The sequence below is a fragment of the Streptococcus sp. k-378 genome (assembly GCF_013277505.1).
Classification (GTDB): domain Bacteria; phylum Bacillota; class Bacilli; order Lactobacillales; family Streptococcaceae; genus Streptococcus; species Streptococcus pseudopneumoniae.
In genome coordinates this window covers 18877-41666 of record NZ_VMNC01000006.1, presented here as the reverse complement: position 1 = coordinate 41666, position 22790 = coordinate 18877, and the positions used below count along the sequence as shown (strand labels likewise).

Annotated in this window: 15 protein-coding genes and 3 pseudogenes; 2 read left to right on the top strand and 16 right to left on the bottom strand. The window is 40.6% G+C overall.

Features of this window, described 5'->3' with window-relative positions; genetic code table 11:
* Positions 1–100: 100 nt before the first annotated feature.
* Positions 101–301, top strand: a pseudogene (locus HT719_RS00605) (helix-turn-helix domain-containing protein); the annotation flags it as partial.
* Between the two features lie 125 nt (positions 302–426).
* Here the strand turns inward: HT719_RS00605 and HT719_RS00600 are convergent.
* The 11 genes and pseudogenes from HT719_RS00600 to HT719_RS00550 all read right to left on the bottom strand — a co-directional run bounded on the left by HT719_RS00600 (position 427) and on the right by HT719_RS00550 (position 13346).
* Positions 427–1311: a PucR family transcriptional regulator gene (locus HT719_RS00600; protein WP_000988345.1), complete on the bottom strand. Its 885-nt coding sequence runs from the start codon at positions 1309–1311 to the stop codon at positions 427–429.
* Positions 1312–1314: 3 nt separating this feature from the next.
* A complete protein-coding gene (locus HT719_RS00595; protein WP_000567930.1) occupies positions 1315–1701 on the bottom strand; it encodes a Mini-ribonuclease 3 in 387 nt (128 codons plus the stop codon).
* Positions 1694–3037: a cysteine--tRNA ligase gene (gene cysS / locus HT719_RS00590; RefSeq protein WP_172927897.1), complete on the bottom strand. Its 1344-nt coding sequence runs from the start codon at positions 3035–3037 to the stop codon at positions 1694–1696. Before cysS ends, HT719_RS00595 begins: the two co-directional genes overlap by 8 nt.
* An 81-nt stretch (positions 3038–3118) precedes the next feature.
* Positions 3119–4003, bottom strand: coding sequence for a GNAT family N-acetyltransferase (locus tag HT719_RS00585; RefSeq protein ID WP_172922121.1), 885 nt, complete (start codon positions 4001–4003; stop codon positions 3119–3121).
* An 11-nt stretch (positions 4004–4014) separates the two neighbouring features.
* Positions 4015–4632, bottom strand: a complete 618-nt coding sequence (cysE, locus tag HT719_RS00580) for a serine O-acetyltransferase (RefSeq protein ID WP_172922120.1) — start codon at positions 4630–4632, stop codon at positions 4015–4017.
* 15 nt (positions 4633–4647) lie between these two features.
* Positions 4648–6861: a polyribonucleotide nucleotidyltransferase gene (pnp, locus tag HT719_RS00575; RefSeq protein WP_172922119.1), complete on the bottom strand. Its 2214-nt coding sequence runs from the start codon at positions 6859–6861 to the stop codon at positions 4648–4650.
* Between the two features lie 726 nt (positions 6862–7587).
* Positions 7588–8454 carry a methylenetetrahydrofolate reductase [NAD(P)H] gene (metF, locus tag HT719_RS00570; RefSeq protein WP_172922118.1) on the bottom strand — a complete coding sequence of 289 codons (867 nt, stop codon included), beginning with the start codon at positions 8452–8454 and terminating at the stop codon, positions 7588–7590.
* 103 nt (positions 8455–8557) lie between these two features.
* Entirely contained in the window at positions 8558–10807 is a 2250-nt protein-coding gene (gene metE / locus HT719_RS00565; protein ID WP_172922117.1) for a 5-methyltetrahydropteroyltriglutamate--homocysteine S-methyltransferase, read from the bottom strand.
* A 345-nt stretch (positions 10808–11152) separates the two neighbouring features.
* Entirely contained in the window at positions 11153–11419 is a 267-nt protein-coding gene (locus HT719_RS00560; RefSeq protein ID WP_138700517.1) for a helix-turn-helix transcriptional regulator, read from the bottom strand.
* A gap of 83 nt (positions 11420–11502) precedes the next feature.
* A pseudogene (locus HT719_RS00555) lies at positions 11503–11928 on the bottom strand (helix-turn-helix domain-containing protein); the annotation flags it as partial.
* A gap of 251 nt (positions 11929–12179) precedes the next feature.
* On the bottom strand, positions 12180–13346 hold the full coding sequence (locus HT719_RS00550) for an IS30 family transposase (RefSeq protein ID WP_172927895.1): 1167 nt from the start codon (positions 13344–13346) through the stop codon (positions 12180–12182).
* A 342-nt stretch (positions 13347–13688) separates the two neighbouring features.
* On the opposite strand from HT719_RS00550, the gene HT719_RS00545 reads away from it, so the two are divergent.
* On the top strand, positions 13689–14690 hold the full coding sequence (locus HT719_RS00545; protein WP_172927893.1) for an endonuclease/exonuclease/phosphatase family protein: 1002 nt from the start codon (positions 13689–13691) through the stop codon (positions 14688–14690).
* A 193-nt stretch (positions 14691–14883) separates the two neighbouring features.
* Here the strand turns inward: HT719_RS00545 and pheT are convergent, their stop codons facing one another.
* The 5 genes and pseudogenes from pheT to HT719_RS00520 form a co-directional block, all read right to left on the bottom strand.
* A complete protein-coding gene (gene pheT / locus HT719_RS00540; RefSeq protein WP_172927891.1) occupies positions 14884–17289 on the bottom strand; it encodes a phenylalanine--tRNA ligase subunit beta in 2406 nt (801 codons plus the stop codon).
* A gap of 76 nt (positions 17290–17365) precedes the next feature.
* Positions 17366–17875: pseudogene (locus HT719_RS00535) on the bottom strand (N-acetyltransferase).
* Complete coding sequence (pheS, locus tag HT719_RS00530; RefSeq protein ID WP_172927889.1) at positions 17875–18921, bottom strand: phenylalanine--tRNA ligase subunit alpha; 1047 nt, start codon at positions 18919–18921, stop codon at positions 17875–17877. The pseudogene HT719_RS00535 and the gene pheS overlap by 1 nt, the downstream one beginning before the upstream one ends.
* A 591-nt stretch (positions 18922–19512) precedes the next feature.
* Positions 19513–20928 carry a glycoside hydrolase family 1 protein gene (locus HT719_RS00525; RefSeq protein ID WP_172927887.1) on the bottom strand — a complete coding sequence of 472 codons (1416 nt, stop codon included), beginning with the start codon at positions 20926–20928 and terminating at the stop codon, positions 19513–19515.
* A 12-nt stretch (positions 20929–20940) separates the two neighbouring features.
* Positions 20941–22779, bottom strand: a complete 1839-nt coding sequence (locus HT719_RS00520) for a beta-glucoside-specific PTS transporter subunit IIABC (RefSeq protein ID WP_172927884.1) — start codon at positions 22777–22779, stop codon at positions 20941–20943.
* Positions 22780–22790: the final 11 nt, after the last annotated feature.

Genomic DNA, 22790 nt, shown 5'->3' with positions numbered 1-22790 from the left:
TTTTATGTTTTGTAATTCGAATGTAATAATGTCTTTAGTAAATCAAACGTGAAAATGTCCCATTTGATAAAATAGTCATATGAAAATGATCCAACTGAATATGAAAAAAGCGAAAAAATATCTTGTGATAAAAGCTATAAACCAAGGAAAGAAAACAAAGAATCGAGCCTGTGTCGAACTGAATCTTTCTGAAAGACAAATCAATCGTCTGCTACTAGCCTATCAACAGAAAGGAAAAGAAGCCTTCAGACACGGAAACAGAAATCGAAAACCAAAACATGCAATCCCTGATGAAAGCAAAATAATTGCCCTCAATCTCACCATTTTTTTGGGACATCATCACTTTCGATTGACAGCATCAATCCACTATAACTCTGCACATAAAAATGGAGAAGATGCAATCCTCTTCTCCAAATATTAACTTCTTTACAAACCAACTATAGTTGACAAAGAACCTAAAATCAATTGATAACACAAGGTCAAGTCGGTCAACTCTTTCAACTGAAGCCCTGTCAATTCTTCCCATTTATCAATTTTGTATTGGAGAGAATTGCGGTGCAGATAGAGTTGCTGGGCTGTTTTTGTTAGGACAGCACTATTTTCCCAAAGGGAGAGAATGATTTCCTGAATCTGATCCTGGTCCAAAATCATCTGGTGTAGACATTCCTTGATTGGCTTCAAGTCCACGAGCCTTTCTCCCATACTCCAAAGATAGAGCTGTGAAAAAGTATGAACACCTTGGTGACCCTGACGCCACCAAGTCTTAAACAAATCTCTCTCTGCTTTAATCAAGTCTGATAGGGCTTGATGTCTTGCCTGAGACCAAACCTGGCCTAACATGATAGAGAGACGAAGTCCAAAGTCATACTCAACCGCTTCAATCGTATCAGATAAGATTGAACGTACAGAGGTGTACTTATCTTGTTGCAGCACGAAAACATAATCCTGAGCTCCGACCTGAAGCACCGTCTGACAATTCGGAAAAAGAGTCCGCATCATATCTAGCCAAGAAGCCAGATTTTCCTGCTGAAAATAGGAAAGATGGCAATACACCAACTGAATCTTTTTAAAAGTTTGCGGTGCCTGACCCTTCCCCTCAATCAGATAGGAATACCAAGGATTGAGCGAACGAGCCTGCTCCTGCTGGGTCAAAAGGGAAATCAACTGCTTTTCACGCTCACTGAGCCCAGCTTTCTCCAGCAAAATCCACTGCTGAGAAGCTAAAGGGAGAGTGAGATAGCCCTCTTTCTCTACTGGTTGGTCTGAAATCTGAGCCTCAGGAAACCAGTCTTGTAGTTCTTTTGTCATCATGTCCTAGCCCTCCACTTTTTGGATGCACCACCAAATCAAGCTCTCAAGACGTTCCAAATTTTCAGTCATATGGAGATAGCCCATCACAGCTTCAAAACCTGTGGACATGCGGTAAGTCACCACATCGGCATTTTTAGCCTTTGTGTGGCTATTGGTATTGCGGCCACGTTTGTAGATTTCTTTTTCTCTTTCCGTTAGGACTTGCTCCTCTAACATGAGGGAAATCAGGCGAGCCTGAGCTTTGGCCGACACATACTTGGTCGCTTCTTGATGGAGTTTATTGGGTTTGGTCATGCCTTTGAGGATGAGGTGACGACGAATATACATGGAATAAACCGCATCTCCTTCAAAGGCTAGCGCAATCCCATTAATGAGATTGACATCAATCACGTGTCCACCTCACTCCATCCTTGGTGTCAAGGAGCTTAATTCCCTGAGCAGCCAATTGATCACGGATTTGGTCTGCTGTCGCAAAGTCACGATTGGCACGCGCCTCTTGGCGTTTTTGAATCAAGTCTTCAATCTCTGCATCCAAAGCTTCCTCAACAAAGACAATTCCAAAAATTTCTAACATATCTGCAAGAGCTTGCTTGACACTTGCATCATAGTTCCCTGAGTTGATCCATTTGGCCATTTCAAAGACAACTGTGATACCGTTGGCAGCATTAAAATCTTCATCCATAGCTGCTACAAACTTATCTTTAAAGTTTTGTAACTCTTGGGCATCCACGTTTCCTGTAAATGGTTGCTCATAAGTATTCTTCAGATACTTGAGATTGGTCTCGGCATCGCGAACTGCCTTTTCCGTGAAGTTGATAGGCTTACGGTAGTGCTGGGTCGCAAAGAAGAAACGAAGTACTTGCCCATCAAGAGTTTTAAGGGCATCGTGTACCGTAATGAAGTTACCCAAGGACTTAGACATTTTGACATTGTCGATATTGACAAAGCCATTGTGCATCCAGTAGTTAGCAAAAGTCTTGCCTGTTTTAGCTTCAGACTGGGCAATTTCATTGGTGTGGTGTGGAAACTCTAGGTCAGCTCCACCACCGTGGATATCAATGGTATCACCTAAAATCTCTGTCGACATGACTGAACACTCAATATGCCAACCCGGACGTCCAGGTCCCCAAGGACTATCCCAAGAAATCTCACCTGGTTTGGAAGATTTCCATAGGGCAAAGTCTACAGGATTTTCCTTACGAGCCGTTTCTTCATCGGTACGACCTGAAGCACCTAGCTCCAAATCTTCCAAGGTTTTATTAGCCAATTTGGCATAGTTGTGGGATTTTTCCACACGGAAGTAAACATCCCCTTGACTCTCGTAGGCAAAGCCTTTTTCAATCAAATCTTCCACAAAGCGGATGATGTCAATCATAAACTCCACCACACGCGGATGGCGAGTCGCAGGTTTGACGCCCAAGGCCGTCACATCCTCACGAAAGGCAGCGATGTACTTGTCCGCAACCTCCTGAGGCGTGATGCCTTCTTCCCTGGCACGGTTGATTATCTTATCATCTACATCCGTAAAATTGGAAATATAGGCAACCTCATAACCACGATACTCAAAATAGCGACGAATGGTATCAAAAGTCACCGTTGAACGGGCATTCCCCACGTGGATATAGTTGTAGACGGTTGGTCCACAAACATACATCTTGACTTTGCCGTCCTCGATTGGGACAAATTCTCGCAAATCACGAGACATAGTGTCATAGATTTTAATCATAAATCATAATCAGGAAAGCTGAAATCCAAGAACAGTTAGTTTCATCATTAAGAGTTCAATTGAATTTCAGTCCGAATGTCTCTACACTTCGGAATCCCTTGCTCCTTTCTCATTCAGATAAACCACCTGAGTCTGTTTGACAAAGCCAATTTTTTCGTACAAGCGCTTGGCACCTACATTGCTATCTTCCACTGCAATCTGAAATTCCTTATCATTTTGCTCAATTAGTTGATTGACAAGGGATTTTGCTAAGTAGCTTCCATAGCCTTTCCCACGTTCAAGTTCTGATATTGCTAAACCGTAGAAGTAATTCGTATTAGTCGATAAATCTACCGTGCAAGTTCCAATAACCTGACCATCTTTTAACAAAATATATAAGCGACTTTCTGGATCCTTCAGAGCTTCAGCGACATATCTATCCACAACTTCTCTCGATTCAGGTTCCCCTGAAAATGCCTGAAATTTTAACTGACTGATTTGCTCCTGATACGAACTATCTGCTAACAAAACTTCAAGATTGGAAACATTTGCTAACGGATAAGGGCTTCTATCCTTACCTAACCAAGTTTCTGTCTCTTCATCCTCGACCAATCCCCAGTTGCTGACAAAATCAGGATGGCTGTCTAGAAAAACACGCTCTGTCTGAAAAGTAACTGAACAAATAGAGAAAGAAGCTGTTTCTCTCTCAAAACTAGTAAACAACGCACGCGCAATTCCCTGACGGCGATGATCTGGATGAACCAGTATCGTCACTTCTACATCTTGGTCATCTGTATAGACAGTTAAGAGACCAACAAGTTCGCCTTTTTCATAATAAAGGAAAAAGGCGGGCATGTTTGGGTCAAAATTAAGCATGTTAGAGAGATAGGGATCACGATAGGTACCGTCATAGTTTTGGCAACAGTTAATTAGTTTTTTCGCCTCAGATAGCTCCTCTCGGCTTAACTTGTTTCTTGCTTGAATCATATAGATATCCTCTACAAACCAGACGATCTGTGACTGGCATCTTTAGCCTGCTCGAGTTTATTAACGTAGTACTCTCGTTTTTTTTCGACTTCGTGGATCGTCGGTTCATCCTTCTGTCCATGAACTCGGACAATCCTGGCCGGAATACCGACAACCGTCACATCACTAGGTACATCTGCTACGACGACTGCTGCAGCACCGACCTTGGCATTTGCACCGATTTCAACGGGTCCAATGACTTGGGCATGAGCAGATATTAAAGCTCCTTTTCGCACGGTTGGATGGCGTTTACCACAGTCTTTCCCTGTTCCACCCAGAGTCACCCCATGATAGAGGAGAACTCCCGTCTCAACGATCGCTGTTTCCCCAATCACCAGACCAGAACCATGGTCGATAAAGACACCTGAATCAATCTGGGCACCTGGATGAATCTCAATCTGAGTCCAAAAGCGCCAGAACTGACTGTGCATACGAGCCAGTAGTTTGAAGCCATGCTTCCAGAGAAAATGCGAGAGACGGTGGGCCGCCAAGGCCTTGACACCTGGATAAGTCAGCAAAACCTCCAAAGTGGTGCGGGCCGCTGGATCATTTTCTTTTACGATATCAATGGTTTCGCGCCACCATCCCATACATTTCTCCTTTTCTTATTCTGAATCTTTTGGTGTTTCTGTAAATTCTTTCTTAGGTTTGTGATCCTTGTGATGACGTGGGCGGTGAGGTCTCTCAGACTTTTCGCCTTTTTCATCACGTTCAGGTTTTGGAGGACGAGGAAGAAGAGCTTTCATAGAAGCATCCACACGTCCTTTTTCATCAATCTTGATAACCTTAACATCAACTTCATCCCCGATTGCTACCAAGTCTTCGACATTATTGGTACGCGTCCAAGCCATCTCCGAGATATGAACAAGTGCATCTGTTTTATCAAAGAGGTTAACAAAGGCACCAAATTTCTCGATACGAACGACTTTAGCACGGTAAACTTCGTCCACCTTAGCTTCACGGACCAAACCAGCAATAATTTCTTTAGCACGGTTAATAGCATCTTGGTCGCTAGAGTAGATAGACACATTTCCTTCTTCGTCGATATCAATCTTAACGCCTGTTTCAGCGATAATCTTGTCGATGGTTTCTCCACCCTTACCGATGACAATCTTAATCTTGTCCACATCAATCTTGATGGTATCAATTTTCGGAGCAGTTGGAGCCAATTCTGGACGAACTTCTGGAATGGTTGCTTCAATCACATCAAGGATTTCAAAACGCGCTTTCTTGGCTTGGGCAAGAGCCTCAGTCAAGATTTCTGCAGTAATCCCTTGAATTTTGATATCCATTTGTAGGGCTGTAATCCCGTCACGAGTTCCTGCAACCTTGAAGTCCATATCTCCAAAGTGGTCTTCCAAACCTTGGATATCTGTCAAAACTGTATAGTTGTTTCCATCTGAGATAAGTCCCATGGCAATACCAGCTACTGGCGCCTTGATTGGCACACCACCAGCCATAAGGGCAAGAGTTCCTGCACAGATAGAAGCCTGAGATGAAGAACCGTTTGATTCCAAAACTTCTGCTACTAGACGGATAGCGTATGGGAATTCTTCCAAACTTGGCAAGACTTGAGCAAGGGCACGCTCACCGAGAGCACCGTGACCGATTTCACGACGACCTGGCGCACCGTAACGACCAGTTTCCCCTACAGAGTATTGTGGGAAGTTATAGTGGTGCATAAAGCGTTTCTTGTACTCTGGATCCAAACCATCAATGATTTGAGTTTCACCCATCGGAGCCAAGGTCAAGACTGAAAGGGCTTGAGTTTGTCCACGAGTGAAGAGACCTGAACCGTGCACACGAGGAAGGAAGTCAACAACCGCATCCAAAGGACGGATTTCATCGACCTTACGACCATCAGGACGTACCTTATCTTCTGTGATCAAACGGCGCACTTCAGCGTGTTCCATTTGTTCCAAGATTTCAGCCACATCTCGCATGATACGGTCAAATTCCTCATGGTCTGCATATTTTTCTTCGTAAACGGCAGTAACTTGGTCCTTAACTGCTTGAGTTGCAGCTTCACGAGCCAATTTTTCCTCTACTTGGACCGCTTTTTGGAGGTCACTGTTGTAGGCTGCGATGATTTCAGCTTGCAAGTCAGCGTCCACATGAAGCAATTCTACTTCTGCTTTTTCTTTACCAACTTCTGCAACGATTTCTTCTTGGAAGGCAATCAATTCTTTGACTGCTTCATGCCCTTTAAGAAGAGCTTCCAACATGATTTCTTCTGACAATTCTTTGGCACCAGACTCTACCATGTTGATGGCGTGTTTGGTACCAGCTACTGTCAATTCAAGGAGAGATTGCTCTGCCTGTTCTTGCGTAGGGTTGATGATGATTTGGCCATCTACATAGCCCACTTGTACCCCAGCGATCGGTCCATCAAATGGGATATCTGAGATAGAAAGCGCCAAGGATGAACCAAACATAGCAGCCATTGGTGCAGAAGCATTTTCATCATAAGAAAGCACGGTGTTGATGACTTGTACTTCATTACGGAAACCTTCCGCAAACATAGGACGGATTGGACGGTCAATCAAACGCGCTGTCAAAGTCGCATCCGTTGAAGGACGTCCTTCACGTTTCATAAAGCCACCAGGAAACTTCCCAGCTGCATACATTTTTTCTTCGTAGTTGACTTGAAGAGGGAAGAAATCCCCAGTTGCCATTTTCTTAGACATCACGGCAGCAGTCAAGACAGTTGACTCACCGTAACGTACAACAACAGAGCCATTTGCTTGCTTAGCAACCTGACCAGTCTCTACAATTAACTCACGACCCGCAAAAGTCGTTTGAAACACTTGTTTTGTCATTTTAATCCCCTTTGGATTGATAATATTATACGTCTTGCCTACAAAAATCAAGATACTAAGCCGTTAAGCAACTCAAAGGAAAATAGGAAATCGGACGACGGAGCGACTGCTCCTAGGTAGATTTATCTTTTTCCACAGAGTTGTAGGCGTGTTCAGTTACGCAAGATATTTTGGACGGTTCGGCTTGCCGAACATTTCTGTAGAAAAATAGGAAGGTGACGCCGCACTCGATGAGTGCTAGGAAGCTTATCTTTTTTCCTAAGGAATGAGGCCAAAATTCAATTAAGTATCTTTTTGATATTTCCCTGGAATAGTGCGGACGGGAGCTAAAATTATCCAGTGGATGATTTTAGAAATCCAACGGAATTTCAATGGTAATTTTTAATTACTTCGCCTTTTTATTTCTATGCTCAGGCTAAAATAGTTTCCCGAACTATTTTACTCTCAAAAATCCTGCCTTAGATAATAATATTGTTATCATCTAAGATACCACGATAGCGTGAAATATCTTTTAAATACTTACTCCGTTCGTGTTTTTTGAGACACACATTATCAGATTTTGCTTAAAAAATAATCAACTTTAAACAAACTTCTAAAACCTAAATACCCTCATCTTTGTATCAAGTACGTACAGAGTCTATTTTATCATATTTTTCTTAAAAAGTGCGGTCTTTACCATTAAAAAGGAACCATTCCCCTCACTTGAGAAGAATGGTTTGCTTTTTATTATCCTAGAGACTGATGATTAAACAAGGCATGGGTTGCTTGGTGGATATATTTTGCTGTTTCTGCATTGTTCATAGTGTAGAGATGCACACCAGCAACATCCTGAGTTACCAAGTCCACGATTTGGTCCACTGCATAGGCAAGTCCTGCTGCTCTGAGCGACTCAGGGTCATGCTCATACTTGTCTAAGATGGCTTTAAATTTGCGTGGAAGGTGGATATTCTCACAAGTCTTCAAGAGGCGGAGAGCCTGATTTCGATTCAGAATTGGCATAATCCCTGCATGAATAGGAACATCAATCCCAGCCAAGATGCACTTGTCTTGGAAATCATAGAAGCGCTCATTGTCAAAGAAAAGCTGAGTGACAAGACTCGAACAGCCTGCATCCACTTTCTTCTTAAGATTTTGAATATCTGAAATCTGATTTGGTGAATCTGGATGCCCTTCTGGATAACAAGCACCAACAATATCAAAGTGAGGAGCTTGCTCCTTGATGAACTCAATCAAGTCAGTTGCGTAGCGAAAATCCTTTTGTGGCTCCACACCTGGAATAATATCCCCACGCAAGGCCAAGATTTTCTGCACTCCAACCTTGTCCAAGTCAGCAATGGTTTCAGCAACCTTTTCCTTAGTTAGATAGATAGCTGGCAAGTGGGCAATAGTCGGAATCGCCAAGTCATTTTGGATAAAATCAGCCAAACGGACCGTCGTTTCCTTGATATTAAATTTATTATTGCTGGCAGTCACACTGATAAAGTGGGGAGCCAACTCCTGCATATTTTGAAGAGCAGAAATAATGTTATCATTACCCACTGCTGGGTTTGGAGGGAACACTTCAAATGAGAGTGACGGTGTTTGGCGTGACATAGTCATTATCCTTTTCTAGTTGATTTTTTTCGTTAGCTGGACTCTTAGAACCCAAGTGAAACAGGCAGATTGACTAAACAGCGCTTTTAGAGAAATCCTTATCTTACAATTTCTCACGCGCAGCTTTAGCTGCTTCAACAAGGCGGATCAAGCTTTCTTTTGTTTCTGGAATACCACGTGTTTTCAAACCACAGTCAGGGTTGATCCAAACTTTCTTGCTTGGCACTTTAGCAAGGATGGCTTCGATTGTATTGTCGATTTCGCCTTCATTTGGCACACGAGGAGAGTGGATGTCGTAAACCCCAGGACCCACTTCTGTTTGGAAGTTTTTCGCTTTGAGTTCGTCCAAGATTTCAAGGTTTGAACGGCTAGCTTCAAAGGAAATAACATCTGCATCCATGTTGTCGATAGCTGGGATGATATCTGTAAATTCTGAGTAACACATGTGAGTGTGGATTTGAGTATCTGGCGCTACTGTTGAGTGTACCAAGCGGAAGGCAGGAATTGCCCAGTCAAGGTAGTCTTCGTACCAGTCGCTACGACGGAGTGGCAATTTCTCACGAAGAGCAGCCTCGTCGATTTGAATGATCTTCACGCCAGCAGCTTCAAGATCAAGAACTTCATCCTTGATAGCAAGGGCGATTTGAAGAGTAGAATCCTTGATAGAGATGTCTTCACGTGGGAATGACCAGTTGAGGATGGTAACAGGTCCAGTCAACATACCTTTAACAGGTTTGTTTGTACGACTTTGTGCATAGCTAGACCATTTGACAGTGATAGGGTTAAGACGAGTTACATCACCCCAGATGATTGGTGGTTTAACTCCACGCATACCGTATGATTGTACCCAACCATTTTTAGAGAAGAGGTAACCTGACAAGTTTTGACCGAAGTACTCAACCATGTCATTACGCTCAAATTCACCGTGAACAAGGACATCAAAGTCAATATCTTCTTGCCATTTGATCCATTCATCGATCGTTTCAGCAAGGAAAGCATCGTACTCTTCTTGAGACAATTCACCTTTACGGTAAGCCAAACGTTTAGCACGAACTTCTTTAGTTTGAGGGAATGAACCGATAGTTGTTGTTGGAAGAGCTGGAAGTTTGAAAGCTTCTTCTTGGATAGCTTCACGTTCAGCAAATGCTGGCAAACGAGTGTAGTCTGCGTCTGTCAAGCCAGCTATACGCGCACGAAGTTCAGCATTTTCACCAACACGCTCAGTCGCAAAGAGTTCTTTGTTAGCTGCAAGTGCTTCTTCACCTTGACCGTTGCAGATAGCATCCAAATCACGGATTTCATCCAATTTTTCAACTGCAAAGGCAAAGTGGTTCAAGATTGCTGGTTCAAATTCTTCATTAGCAGTTGTAAATGGCACATGAAGAAGTGAGCATGAGCTTGTCAAGACAATGTTTTCAGCTGGGATTTGCTCAAGAACAGCCAAGCTCTTTTCGTAGTTGTTGCGCCAGATGTTTTTACCATTGACAATACCTGCATAAAGAGTCTTGTCAGCTGGGAAGCCACCTTTAACGAGTTCAAGAGTTTTCTTACCTTCAACGAAGTCAAGACCGATAGCATCTACTGGCAAGTTAACAAGGTCAGCGTAAACGTCACGAACGTCACCGAAGTAAGTTTGAAGCAAGACTTCAAGACCTTTTTTGTCAGCCAAAAGTTTATTGTAAAGGTTCAAGAAGAGAGCTTTTTCTTCAGCTGTCAAATCTTTTACAAGAGCAGCTTCGTCGAGTTGGATGCGAGTTGCACCAAGTTCTGCCAATTTTGCAAAAACTTCTTGGTAAGCAGCCACTAAGCTGTCTACGAAGTCTTCTGCTTTCACACCTTCTTCAAAGTCTGACAATTGAAGGAAAGTGAATGGACCTACAAGAACAGGACGAGTGTTCAATCCAAGTTCTTTTGCTTCTTGGAACTCATCAAAGATTTTGTGACCTGCAAGTTTGACTTGAGTGTCTTTTTCAAATTTAGGAACGATGTAGTGGTAGTTAGTGTTGAACCATTTCTTCATTGGAAGGGCGCGAACATCCCCTTTTTCTCCTTGATAACCACGACCCAAAGCGAAGTAGCGCTCAAGGTCAGACAAGTCCAAGTTTTGAACTGAAGCAGGTACCACATTGAAAAGGAAAGCTGCATCTAGGAAGTTGTCATAGTGAGAAAAGTCATTTGATGGAATTTCAGTGATGCCTTTTTCTTTGACAATGTTCCAGTGTTTAGCACGCAAGTCTTTTGCGGCTGCCAAGAGTTCTTCTTCTGAGATTTCTTTTCTAAAGTATTTTTCAGTTGTAAATTTTAATTCGCGGAATTCGCCCAAACGAGGGAAACCGATGATTGTAGTTGACATGATGTGTCCTCCAAAATTTGTTGTTGAAACTATCTTAACAGAAAAGAAATCATCTGTATAATTGTAAAAAATTAGGCTTTGATATAGTTTGAAACTATATATCTGTTTTAAACAAAAGAAAAAGACCTGAGACAAATGCCTCAAATCCTTTGTATAGCGTGTTTTATAGCTTTATTTCAGTTATGCTCTTCAAACGCTTTATTAGTAATTCTTATAAGTGACTATGGCTTGTTATTAGAAAAGACTATAATACTCTTCGAAAATCTCTTCAAACCGCGTCAACGTCTCCTTGCCTTAGACATATGGTTACTNNTTTGATTTTCATTGAGTATGAGTCTACTCTAATCAACTCTTTTCCTGTTCGAGTGGGACGACTACTAGTGTCTTTCCTAAACTGGCTAGGACTTTTAAGACTGTGTCCAACTGAGGACTAGTCTTGCCTGTTTCCATCCTAGCTATGACAGGCTGGCTTACTCCACTAAGTTCTTCTAGCTTTTTCTGACTGATTCCTTGCTCATGCCTGGCTTCAATCAACTCACTCATGATAGCCACTCGCATATCACTTTCAAGGATTTCCTCCTTGCTAAAGAGCTCAGATGGACATCCTTCCAATTACTCCCAATAGCACTCTTCTTCATCACTTAACCCTCTTTCTTTTACGTCTATGTATTTTTAAAAAAATGAGCGAATTATGATTCGATAGATTGACCAGGGGGTTTAAAATTGGTGCTAGCTTGTTTCTTAAGCGCTTTTCCTTTTCTAGGATAGAGCAGATCCTGTTTTGACAATCCTAATTTTCCATGATGGATCCAGTAGTAGATGGTAGAAATTCCCACGTTAACGCCCTTAGCCTTGACCATCATTTCAGGCGAAAATTTTTGGTTATGATAGTGGAGAATCTTTTCCTTTAGTTCCTTGGTCAAGCTTGATTTCTTGACCGAGCGCTTGCGATTGTTTTCATAAGACTGTTGAGCATAGTCGGCAGAATAAACCTCTTTAAAGCGTCCTTTTCCAAGACATTGTCGGACTGTCCCACGCTTGATTTCAGTATGGATAGTTTGAGGAGCTTTTCCAAGTAAAGAGGCGATTTCTCTATTTGATTTTCCTTCTTTTTTCCATCGGGTAAATTCCCAAACTAAGTTCCACTGCTAATCCAAGTGGAAGTTAGTCTGATAAAAATCCTAAAAACCAGTGGAAATCCGTGTCAGGGTAAGTTCCACTGGTTTTAAACATGCTTGATTTCATCGTTTTTGTAGCCGAAAGGAATCGAAAAAAGAGCGCACAAAATCCCCTCATCTGAAAGCGTTTCAGATTAAGTTCCGCTATGGTGGAACTTAGTGTGAAACGTTTGAATGGGGTTAAAGGTTAGTTTTTAGATTTTATGTTGGAGTAATTTAGACGACTGGCAGACGTCTTCTGCAGGTATTTTAGAAATGCCGAGAAGCTTAGAAATCTCTTCTCCATAAGTAAAGGCAAAGAGTTCATAGGCTGACTTTCCATTCAAAGCAGCGCGTTTGACACTGTTGACATGCGAACAAACGAGATTGATGTCCTCTTGAGTTAAGTTGTCAAAAGAAGTTCCTTTAGGTAGAATGTCGCGAATCAGCGTGTGATTTTTCTCAATTCTCCCTTTCTGGTCAGAGCGATTAGGGTCACAAAAGAAGAGTTTACTCTCTCCTCGCACATCTATTTCGATATCATCGACCCTGGCAAACTCTCCTCCATTATCGGTAAGAATGACAGGGAAGAGTTGGAAGAAATCTTTGTCAACTTGGTGAAGAGTGTTCTTGATGTCATAGAGGTGTTTGGTAACCTCAAGGGCAGTTTTATTATCCAGAAGTCTAGCGAAGATAAAGTTACAGAAAGAGAGATTGAAGGTGAGTAGGACTTTACCTCCCATTCTGCCCAAAACTGTATCCATTTCCAGCCAAGAGTCTAGTTGATTCAGTACTAAATAGTTTTGGAAATCCTCATAGGAACGGTCTTTTTTCGCTTCTTTAGGGATGGAAGGTAGCTTACTTTTCCGTCTTTCTTTGAATTTAACGGCTCTGGCTAGGTCAATAGGAGCGATAGACAGGTAACCTTTTCGGATGTGTCGATAGACAGTCGAGGAGCTAACATCAAGGTTATGAGTTTTGAGGATATGATAGATGTGTTGTCCCTTTTTAACCCCATCAGAAATGACTTTATCCATGTCCCAGAAGGTCTTGGAATTGAGAGGAGTTCCTTCACGAGCTTCAACAAGAGTTTGTTCGTATTGTTTTTGAGCTTGTTTAGCGAGGTATAAAATCTTCTTATAGCCACAATTCTGTCTTCTTTTAGAACAGCCGTTACAGACAAAGGGAGCTTTGTCGAGTAGAGGGCAAGGAAGCTTATCGCATGTAGACTCTCTAATTTGTCTGTTTCGTTTGACTTCTTTGGAAACAGTAGTTGGGTCTTTTAGAATGGATTGTCCGATAGATTTGAAGGTTTCACCGCGCTCTAAGCCTAATTGGATATCATTACGGTCTGAAAGGGTAAGGTGTTTATGTTTTGTCATAGTGAACCTCATTTCTAACTCAAACGTCTCACACTTAATTCCACCATAAAAATCCGTTTTAGACTAATTTCCACTTTGGTTAGGCAAGTGGAAGTTACTTTGAGAAGTTACCCTTTTTCCATCGTTCGATTAAGCGACGACTATCGATTGTCAAATGTTTGCCTTTTGTAGTATAATTGTCTTGCATCTCCGTGACTTTTAATCATTTCAATCTTAAATTGGACTTTTTTTACTTGGGTTGTACTTAATCTATAAGGAAGACAAGAAAAAGAGTATCAATCAAGTAAAGTCACAAAGTCACATTAGCTCCGAGCAACCATTGCAAATCGAGGTACTCATACAATGATTAAAATATTTCTCTCTGCCTTTTCTGTCATTCTCTTTGCTATCCCTATCATAGCTTATTCTTTTTTTCCATCTTCTAATCTTAATATTTGGCTATCTACCAGACCTATCTTGGCACAGATTTATGCCTTCCCCTTAGCTACTGCAACTATGGTTTCTATTTTAAGTTTCGTATTTTTTTCCCTATCTTTTTACAAGAAAAATAAACAAATACGGTTTTATTCTAGCATCTTTCTCTTACTATCGTTCATATTACTATTATTCGGAACAGATAAAACCCTTTCTTCCGTATCAAATAAGACTAAAACCTTAAAATTAGTAACTTGGAACGTCGCTAATCAAATAGAAGCACAACATATTGAGCGAATTTTTAGCCATTTTGATGCCGATATGGCTATATTCCCTGAACTAGCTACCAATATCAGAGGTGAGCAAGAAAACCAGAGAATCAAACTATTGTTTCATCAAGTTGGACTTTCTATAGCCAACTATGATATTTTTACTTCTCCACCTACTGACAGTGGAATAGCTCCTGTGACTGTGATTGTCAAGAAAAGTTATGGTTTCTATACAGAAGCTAAAACTTTCCATACAACACGGTTCGGGACAATTGTATTACATTCGAGAAAACAAAATATACCAGATATCATTGCTTTGCATACTGCTCCTCCTCTGCCAGGTTTAATGGAAATCTGGAAGCAAGACTTAAACATCATTCATAATCAATTGGCTTCAAAATATCCAAAGGCTATTATTGCAGGTGATTTTAATGCAAATATGCGTCATGGAGCACTTGCAAAAATAAGCTCTCATAGGGACGCATTAAATGTACTACCACCTTTTGAAAGAGGAACTTGGAATAGCCAAAGTCCAAAACTTTTTAATGCAACAATAGATCATATTTTATTGCCTAAAAACCACTACTATGTTAAAGATTTAGACATTGTAAGTTTTCAAAACTCTGATCATAGATGTATTTTTACAGAAATCACATTTTAATTATTTTATACTCTTCGACAATCTCTTCAAACCACATCAGCATCGCCTTACCTTAGACATATGGTTACTNNACAGTGTTTTGAGCAACCTACGGCTAGCTTCCTAGTTTGCTTTTTGATTTTCATTGAGTATTATATAAAATCACCCCTCTAGTGTTCATAAACTAGAGGGGGAATTTGTATCATACTATCGTTTAACGCACTTCTGCATTGATTTTTTCTTCGAGAGACGCTTGGATTTTTTCCATATATCGTGCGACTTCTTCGTCCGTTAAGCTGTCTTCTGGATTTTGGAAGGTCAAGCTATAAGCCATGGACTTCATACCAAGTCCCAATTTCTCACCTGAGAAGACGTCAAAGAGTTTGATATCTGTCAAACGTTTCACGCCGGCAGCTTGGATAGCATCTACAACTTCTTGGTGAGTGACTTCTGCCTTGAGGAGTAGAGCCACGTCACGGCTGACTGCTGGGAATTTGGTGATTTCCACAAATGGAGCAGCTGGCTGAAACACTGCTTCGATAGCTGAAAGATTGAGCTCTGCTACATACGTTTCTGGAATATCGTAAGCCTTAGCTGTGACCGGATGCACTTGTCCAAGGAAACCAAGAACTTGGTCACCGAGTAAAATGACTGCTGTACGACCTGGATGAAGGCTAGCAATTTCAGATGTTGCTGTATAAGTTACTTGGAGCCCCAAACGAGCAAATAGCGCTTCAAGGATTCCTTTAGCATAGAAAAAATCAACTGGAACTGCTGCTGTTTGGAAATCTTTTTCAGCAACCAATCCTGTCAAGGCAAAGGCAAAACTGTTGACTTCATTTGGAAGTTCTTCTTTTGGATTGCCAGTTTGTTCAAAGACTTTTCCAATCTCGTAAAGAGCCAAGTTTTTATTCTTACGAGCCACGTTGTAAGCAACTGTATCTAGGATACCAGAAATCATATTTTGACGGAGGACAGAACGGTCCACTGTCATTGGCCACATGAGTTCAGTAAGGTTACTTGGTTGAGCCGTAAACTCAACTGCTTTTTCAGGAGTTGTTAGAGCATAGGTGATGATTTCTGTCAAACCTGCTCCTTCAGCAATGGTACGAACTTGACGGCGAAGTTTTTGAGTTGCAGTCAATTCACCAGCTGTACCATCGTCTTTTGGAAGGCTGGTTGGCAAGCGATCATAGCCATAGATACGAGCGATTTCTTCAAAGAGGTCTGCCTCGATAGTGATATCCCAGCGACGACGTGGGACGCTGACTGTAAAGCTGTCTGCATTTCCAGAAAGACCAAAGCCAAGACGACGGAAGACATCTTCTACATCAGCGTATGAAAGCTCAGTTCCGAGGACACGGTTGACGTCAGCAAGGGTAGAAGAAACTTCCACATCAGAGGTATCAAGTTCACCCGCTGAAACGATACCTTTACGCACCGTCGCACCTGCAAGTTCTGCAATCATGCTAGCCGCCGCATCAAGGGCTTCGTTAACAGTTGCCACATTGATACCTTTTTCAAAGCGAGAAGATGACTCAGAACGAAGGTTAAGACGACCACTAGTCTTGCGGATAGATTTTCCGTTGAAGACTGCAGCTTCAAGGACGACACGACTAGATTTCTCAGAGATTTCTGTTGCTTGACCGCCCATGACACCTGCAAGGGCTACTGGTTTGTCTGCGACAGTGATAACTAAGTCATTCACCTCTAAGTCACGTTCTTCACCATCTAAAGTCACTAATTTTTCACCAGCACGCGCTTCACGCACACGGATGTCAGTCCCTTCAAAGGTATCCAAGTCAAAGGCATGCATAGGTTGACCAAAGTAGAGCAGGATGTAGTTTGTCACGTCCACTACGTTGTTAATAGGACGGATTCCTTTGTTCATGAGAAGGTTTTGCAACCATTGTGGACTTGGTGCAATCGTCACATTATCCAAGATACGAGCTGCATAGTAAGGCGCCTTGTCTGTATCAATGCCCACAGAAAGAACATCTGCTGCAGCTTGGTCAGTTTCTGAAAGAGTAAATTCTTTAAAGTTGACTGCCTTGTCATAGATAGCTGCCACTTCGTGAGCCACTCCACGCATAGAAAGGGCATCTGCACGGTTTGGTGTGATAGACAGTTCGATGATTTCATCATCCAAGTCTAGGTATGAGAAGACTTCCTCACCTGGAACGGCATTTTCTGGCAAAATTTGGATGCCATCTGCGAATTCCTTAGGCACAACTGAGTCAGAAATTCCCAATTCGCCAAGCGAACAGATCATTCCAAGTGACTCTAAACCACGGATTTTTCCTTTTTTGATTTTGTAGTTGTCAGCGATGCGAGCTCCTGGAAGAGCCACCATAACCTTGATACCAGCACGCACATTTGGGGCACCACAGACGATTTGACGGGCTTCTTCTTCGCCAACGTTAACCTGACAAACATGAAGGTGAGTTTCTGGCACATCTTCGCAGGACAAGACCTCACCGACGACAATTTTTGAGAGACCAGCAGCCGGTGATTCGACACCTTCTACCTCGATCCCTGTGGTTGACATTTTTTCAGCCAACTCCTGTGATGGCACATCAATGTCCACCAATTCTTTTAACCATTTATAAGATACAAGCATAATTTAGTTCTCCAGAATGACCATTGCCACACTGGTTCTTTTCCTTTCCTATCATTTCAATAGAAGAATCCTCTTCTTACCTTAATTTCTTTCGCAGTAACCAATCCGTATCTACTTTTTGACCAACCATAAAATGATGTTGGCTAAATTTTTCAAAACCATATCGATTATAAAACGCTTGAGCTTTTGTATTATGCTCTCAAACACCTAACCAAGCCCAAGAAAAACTATTTTTTGTAGCAAGTTCAAGAGCAAATTCAAACAGTTGCTTACCGAATCCAAATCCTTGGAATTTTTGTAGCACATAGAGGCGTTGAATTTCAAAAGCGTCCTCTAATTCTCTCTCAGTTTGAGCACTTCCCCAGTTGACTTTGAGAAAACCAGCTATCTCCTCTTCATGCATAATGAAATAGGTTTCGGAGTCAGAATTTTCCAACTCAGTTGATAAAGTTTTCAGACTATAAGCCTCTTCAAAGTATTCCTGTAACTGCTCTTCCGTATTATCATGAGCAAATGTTTCACGAAAGGTTTGTTTGGCAATTTTAGCCAACACCTCAACATCTACCATTTCTACTTTTCTAATCATTATTTAAACTGTTCTGAGAAGCGGACATCTCCTTGGTAGAATCCACGGATATCGTTGATTCCATAACGGAGCATAGCTACACGCTCTTGTCCAAGACCAAAGGCAAAGCCAGAGTATACAGTCGCATCGATACCACTCATTTCAAGGACACGTGGGTGAACCATACCGGCCCCCATAATTTCGATCCAACCTGTTTTCTTACATACGTTACAGCCTTCTCCACCACATTTGAAGCAAGAAACATCCACCTCAACAGATGGCTCTGTGAATGGAAAGTAAGATGGACGCAAACGAATTTGACGCTCTTCACCAAACATTTTTTGGACAATCAACTGAAGCGTTCCTTGAAGATCAGCCATAGAGATATTTTTCCCAACTACCAAGCCTTCGATTTGGTGGAATTGATGACTGTGGGTCGCATCGTCCGTATCGCGACGGAAGACACGCCCTGGCGAGATCATCTTCAAAGAACCTTTAGAAAAATCATGGGCATCCATAGCACGCGCCTGAACTGGAGACGTGTGGGTACGGAGCAAGATTTCTTCAGTGATATAGAAAGTATCCTGCATATCACGAGCTGGGTGGTCTTTTGGAAGGTTCATACGTTCAAAGTTATAGTAGTCTTGCTCCACTTCAAAACCATCCACGACTTGGTAACCCATCCCAATGAAGATATCTTCGATTTCTTCACTGGTTTGTGTCAAAACGTGACGGTGACCAGTCGCAACTGGACGACCTGGAAGCGTCACATCGATACTCTCGCTAGCCAGTTGAGCCGCGACTTTCTTTTCTTCCAAGAGCTTAGCTGTTTCTTCAAAAGCAGCTGTCAAGACATCACGAGCTTCATTGACGTGTTTCCCGATGATTGGACGCATCTCAGCAGAGACATCTTTCATCCCTTTGAGGATTTCAGTGAGCGAACCCTTTTTACCAAGGACAGAGACACGCAAATCTTGCATCTCTTTTTCATTTCCAGCAGTAATCTGCTTCAAGCTAGCCAGCGTTTCTTCGCGAAGCGCTTTTAATTGTTCTTCAATAGTTGACATATTTCCTCCATCAGTCTCTCGTAGATAAAAAGAAAACCACATGCCAAAAACTCCACTCGGAGCGTTGACACGCGGTACCATCCGTTTTCATCTGACAAGTCAGACCTTCATTTCTAAATCCATGCGCAAGTGAATTCACCCAGCTTTCATATAGAGAGCTTGCAGTCACGGCTCTCCTCCCTGATATACTTCCCTTGGGCTACTAGTCTTTCAGATTCCTATTCAATTACTACTTAGTTTATCAGATTTTTACCATTCTTGCAAGACCTATCTTACTTCTGCTTGTTAGCTTATTCTTATCTAACTTTATAGCGGATTGAAATAAGATGAAAACAAATCGATTGGGAAAGTAAAATTAATTTCTATAAACGTTTTAGCAATTGTTTCGTACTATTTTAGATTCAGTCTACTATATATAACCAATCTATCCTAAGTTAACTATTTATAATCGGCTCTCTGTAACAAAATTAAATTAATTAATCCCCCTATAAAATAAAGAGGTTTAGAATTTGATGTCTTCCAAACCTCTTTATTTCATATTTAATGAGATGCTGCCTTAACCGTGATAATATCTAATCATCAATAAACAAACTATTTGAATAAGGATTCTCCATTTGATTCAATCACTCCTTTATACCAAGTAAAGGACATTTTCTTATATCGATTGAATGTGCCATTTCCATCATCATTTCGATCAACATAAATGAGACCGTACCTCTTAGAAAGCTGTGCAGTGGACATAGAAACGCAGTCAATACATCCCCAAGACGTATAGCCCATAATTTCCACACCATCTTGTAGAGCTTCAGCTACTTGCAATAAATGTTCTTTCATATACTGAATTCTATAATCATCTTGGACTGTTAAGTTATTAAATTCATCTTTTATTAGTTGATCTTTAGCACCTAATCCATTTTCCACTATAAATAATGGAATTTGATAACGGTCATAATATCTATTTAAAATTATACGTAGTCCAATTGGATCAATTTGCCATCCCCACTCAGAAGACTCTAAATAAGGATTTACTAAGCCACCAATAATATTCCCTTCTCCTGAATTATACTGTGTTGGAAGAGCAGATTGAGTCACACTCATGTAATAGCTAAAGGATAAAAAATCTACAGTATAATTTTTTAATAACTCTGCATCTTCAGCTGCAAACTCTATGTTAATGTCATGTTCCTTAAAATATCTTTTTGCATAATTCGGATAATAACCTCTAACATGCACATCTGAAAATAGATAATTTAGATTCTCATACTCATGAGTCGCCCATACATCTTTTGGATTTGGAGTCATTGGATAAGCTGGCATAGCTAATACCATACACCCCACCTTAAACTCTGAATGAATCTCACGAGCAATTTTTGTAACCAAACTCGAGGCGACTAATTCATGATGTATAGCTTGATATAATTCTTGTTTCGAAAGATTCTCCTTAGGTATATCTATTCCTCCACTAATAAACGGTAATTCCAAAACAGAGTTTACTTCGTTAAATGTAAGCCAATATTTAACTTTATCTTTATACCTTTCTAAAACTGTTCGAGCAAATTTTTCATAAAAATGAATCATTCTCCTATCAATCCATCCATGATATTTTCTTGCTAAATATAATGGAGTCTCATAGTGTGAAAGAGTTACAAGTGGTTCTATCCCGTGAGCATGTAGTTCATCAAACAATTCATCATAATATTTCAACCCAGCTTCGTTAGGTTCTTCCTCATCTCCTTTTGGAAAAATTCTACTCCATGCAATAGAAGTACGAAAAACATTAAAGCCCATTTCAGAAAACAAGGATATATCTTCCTTATATTTATGATAAAAATCAATACCTATCAATTTTAAGTTATCTTCTGTAGAATTTTCTGTTGCTTCTCCTAATCCACCCTTGGGTAACACATCCTGAACTGATAATCCCTTACCATCTTCATTATATGCTCCCTCTACTTGATTAGCTGCAACAGCTCCACCCCAAAGAAAATCATCTGGAAAAATGGTCATAACTTTCCTCCATTATAATATTACCAGTAATTCCTTAGAATGCTCGATTGTCTGATTATTAGGTAACACTAATACATCTAGAAAATCATTGGTATTCGTTACAATTACTGGTGTAACTGTTTCGTAGCCTTTAGTCTTGATTAAATTTAAGTCCATTTCAAAAATCAACTGATTTTTAAAAACTCTATCTCCTTCTTCTACATGACTAATAAAGCCTTGACCTTTTAACTCAACAGTATCTAATCCAATATGAATTAGTAACTCAACACCTTCATCACTCTTCAATCCAATTGCGTGCTTAGTCGGAAAAATATTTGTAATTTCCCCATCGAATGGTGCATAAACCTTACCCTCATTTGGGATAATCGCTACTCCGTCTCCAATAAGTTTATCTGAAAATGTTTTATCCTGGACATCACTTAACGGAATGATTTCTCCTGATATAGGAGAAAATACCATTTTTTTATTTGAAACTCTAGCCTCAACTTCTAAATGGCTAGAACTCTCTTCTTCATCGATTCCAAATATATAAGCTAATACAAAGGTAATAACAACCGAAATGACCACCACAATTAAAGCATTTACAATATTTGATGGTACATCAGAATAAATAAATTGAGGCAACGCTATCAAAGATGGGACAGCAAATAGATACGCTTTAACACTAGTAAGACCTGCAAATAATCCCGCTAATCCACCACCAATCATAGCTGCATAAAGCGGTTTTTTATATTTTAAAGTCACACCATATAATGCAGGTTCGGTAATCCCTGCAAGTAAGGCTGAGAAACCTGCTGCAAAAGCAATTTGTTTTGTATTATTATTTTTACTCTTTAATGCAACAGACATCGAAGCAGCTCCTTGAGCTAAGTTTGACCCTAACATTGCTGGAAGAATTAATACGTCTGGAGTAGCAATAGATGCCGCCAAAAAAATAGGTGCAAAAGCCCAATGCATTCCAGTCATAACAATAAATGGCATAATAGCGCCAAGAATAGCTAATGTAAGCCATCCAGCTACACCATACATTTGCCCAACTAGATTTGATAATCCTTCACCAACAATTACTCCAATAGGTCCGACTACAACTAAGGCAATACAGCTTGATACTAATAATACTAGCGTAGGTTGCAAAAAACTCTTAGTAACAGCTGGTGTTAATTTAGCAATCATTTTTTCAATATATTTCATCAACCAAACCATAATAAGAATTGGAATGACTGATGAACCATAACTAGCTGGTGTCACAGGTGCACCAAATAAACTAAGAGGATTCCCTGATTGCACCATTTGAACAAAATTTGGATGGAGAAGTACACCTGCTACAGACATAGCTAATGTAGATGTTACTTTTAATTTTTGTGATGCAGAATAAGCTAATAACAGCGGTAAGAAATAATATGGAGCATCCCCAAAAAATGTCAAAAAAGCAATAGTTTGAGAATCTGATTGCAATATACCAAGCATTGGTAAAATGATTACCAAGACTTTCAACATACCTCCCCCTAACATTGCTGGAATGATTGGAGTCATGGAACCAGCGATATATTCAATGATTCTTTCTAAAATATTCCCTTTGTGCCCTTGAACAACTGAATCGGATTCAAAATTGCCAAGTTTAACGAATTCTTTATAATAATTAGCTACATCATTACCAAGTATAATTTGATATTGTCCATTCTTTTTCATAATACCTATTACATCTGGTATCTTCTTCACATCATCATCATTGACTAAATTTTCATCTTTTAATTCTAATCTTAAACGTGTTACACAATGGGTAACTCTATTGACATTTTTTTCACCTCCAATTACATCGAGGATTTTTTGTACCGTATCTTTATAACTCATGGTATTCTCCT

What these genes read in the sequence shown, in the direction of transcription:
- HT719_RS00600 (WP_000988345.1), bottom strand. Translation starts at nt 1,311, where the DNA reads ATGATGACAAAAGAACTACAAGACTGGTTTCCTGAGGCTCAGATTTCA.
- cysS (WP_172927897.1), bottom strand. Translation starts at nt 3,037, where the DNA reads ATGATTAAAATCTATGACACTATGTCTCGTGATTTGCGAGAATTTGTC.
- HT719_RS00585 (WP_172922121.1), bottom strand. Translation starts at nt 4,003, where the DNA reads ATGATTCAAGCAAGAAACAAGTTAAGCCGAGAGGAGCTATCTGAGGCG.
- cysE (WP_172922120.1), bottom strand. Translation starts at nt 4,632, where the DNA reads ATGGGATGGTGGCGCGAAACCATTGATATCGTAAAAGAAAATGATCCA.
- pnp (WP_172922119.1), bottom strand. Translation starts at nt 6,861, where the DNA reads ATGACAAAACAAGTGTTTCAAACGACTTTTGCGGGTCGTGAGTTAATT.
- metF (WP_172922118.1), bottom strand. Translation starts at nt 8,454, where the DNA reads ATGTCACGCCAAACACCGTCACTCTCATTTGAAGTGTTCCCTCCAAAC.
- metE (WP_172922117.1), bottom strand. Translation starts at nt 10,807, where the DNA reads ATGTCAACTACAATCATCGGTTTCCCTCGTTTGGGCGAATTCCGCGAA.
- HT719_RS00550 (WP_172927895.1), bottom strand. Translation starts at nt 13,346, where the DNA reads ATGACAAAACATAAACACCTTACCCTTTCAGACCGTAATGATATCCAA.
- HT719_RS00545 (WP_172927893.1), top strand. Translation starts at nt 13,689, where the DNA reads ATGATTAAAATATTTCTCTCTGCCTTTTCTGTCATTCTCTTTGCTATC.
- pheT (WP_172927891.1), bottom strand. Translation starts at nt 17,289, where the DNA reads ATGCTTGTATCTTATAAATGGTTAAAAGAATTGGTGGACATTGATGTG.
- pheS (WP_172927889.1), bottom strand. Translation starts at nt 18,921, where the DNA reads ATGTCAACTATTGAAGAACAATTAAAAGCGCTTCGCGAAGAAACGCTG.
- HT719_RS00525 (WP_172927887.1), bottom strand. Translation starts at nt 20,928, where the DNA reads ATGACCATTTTTCCAGATGATTTTCTTTGGGGTGGAGCTGTTGCAGCT.
- HT719_RS00520 (WP_172927884.1), bottom strand. Translation starts at nt 22,779, where the DNA reads ATGAGTTATAAAGATACGGTACAAAAAATCCTCGATGTAATTGGAGGT.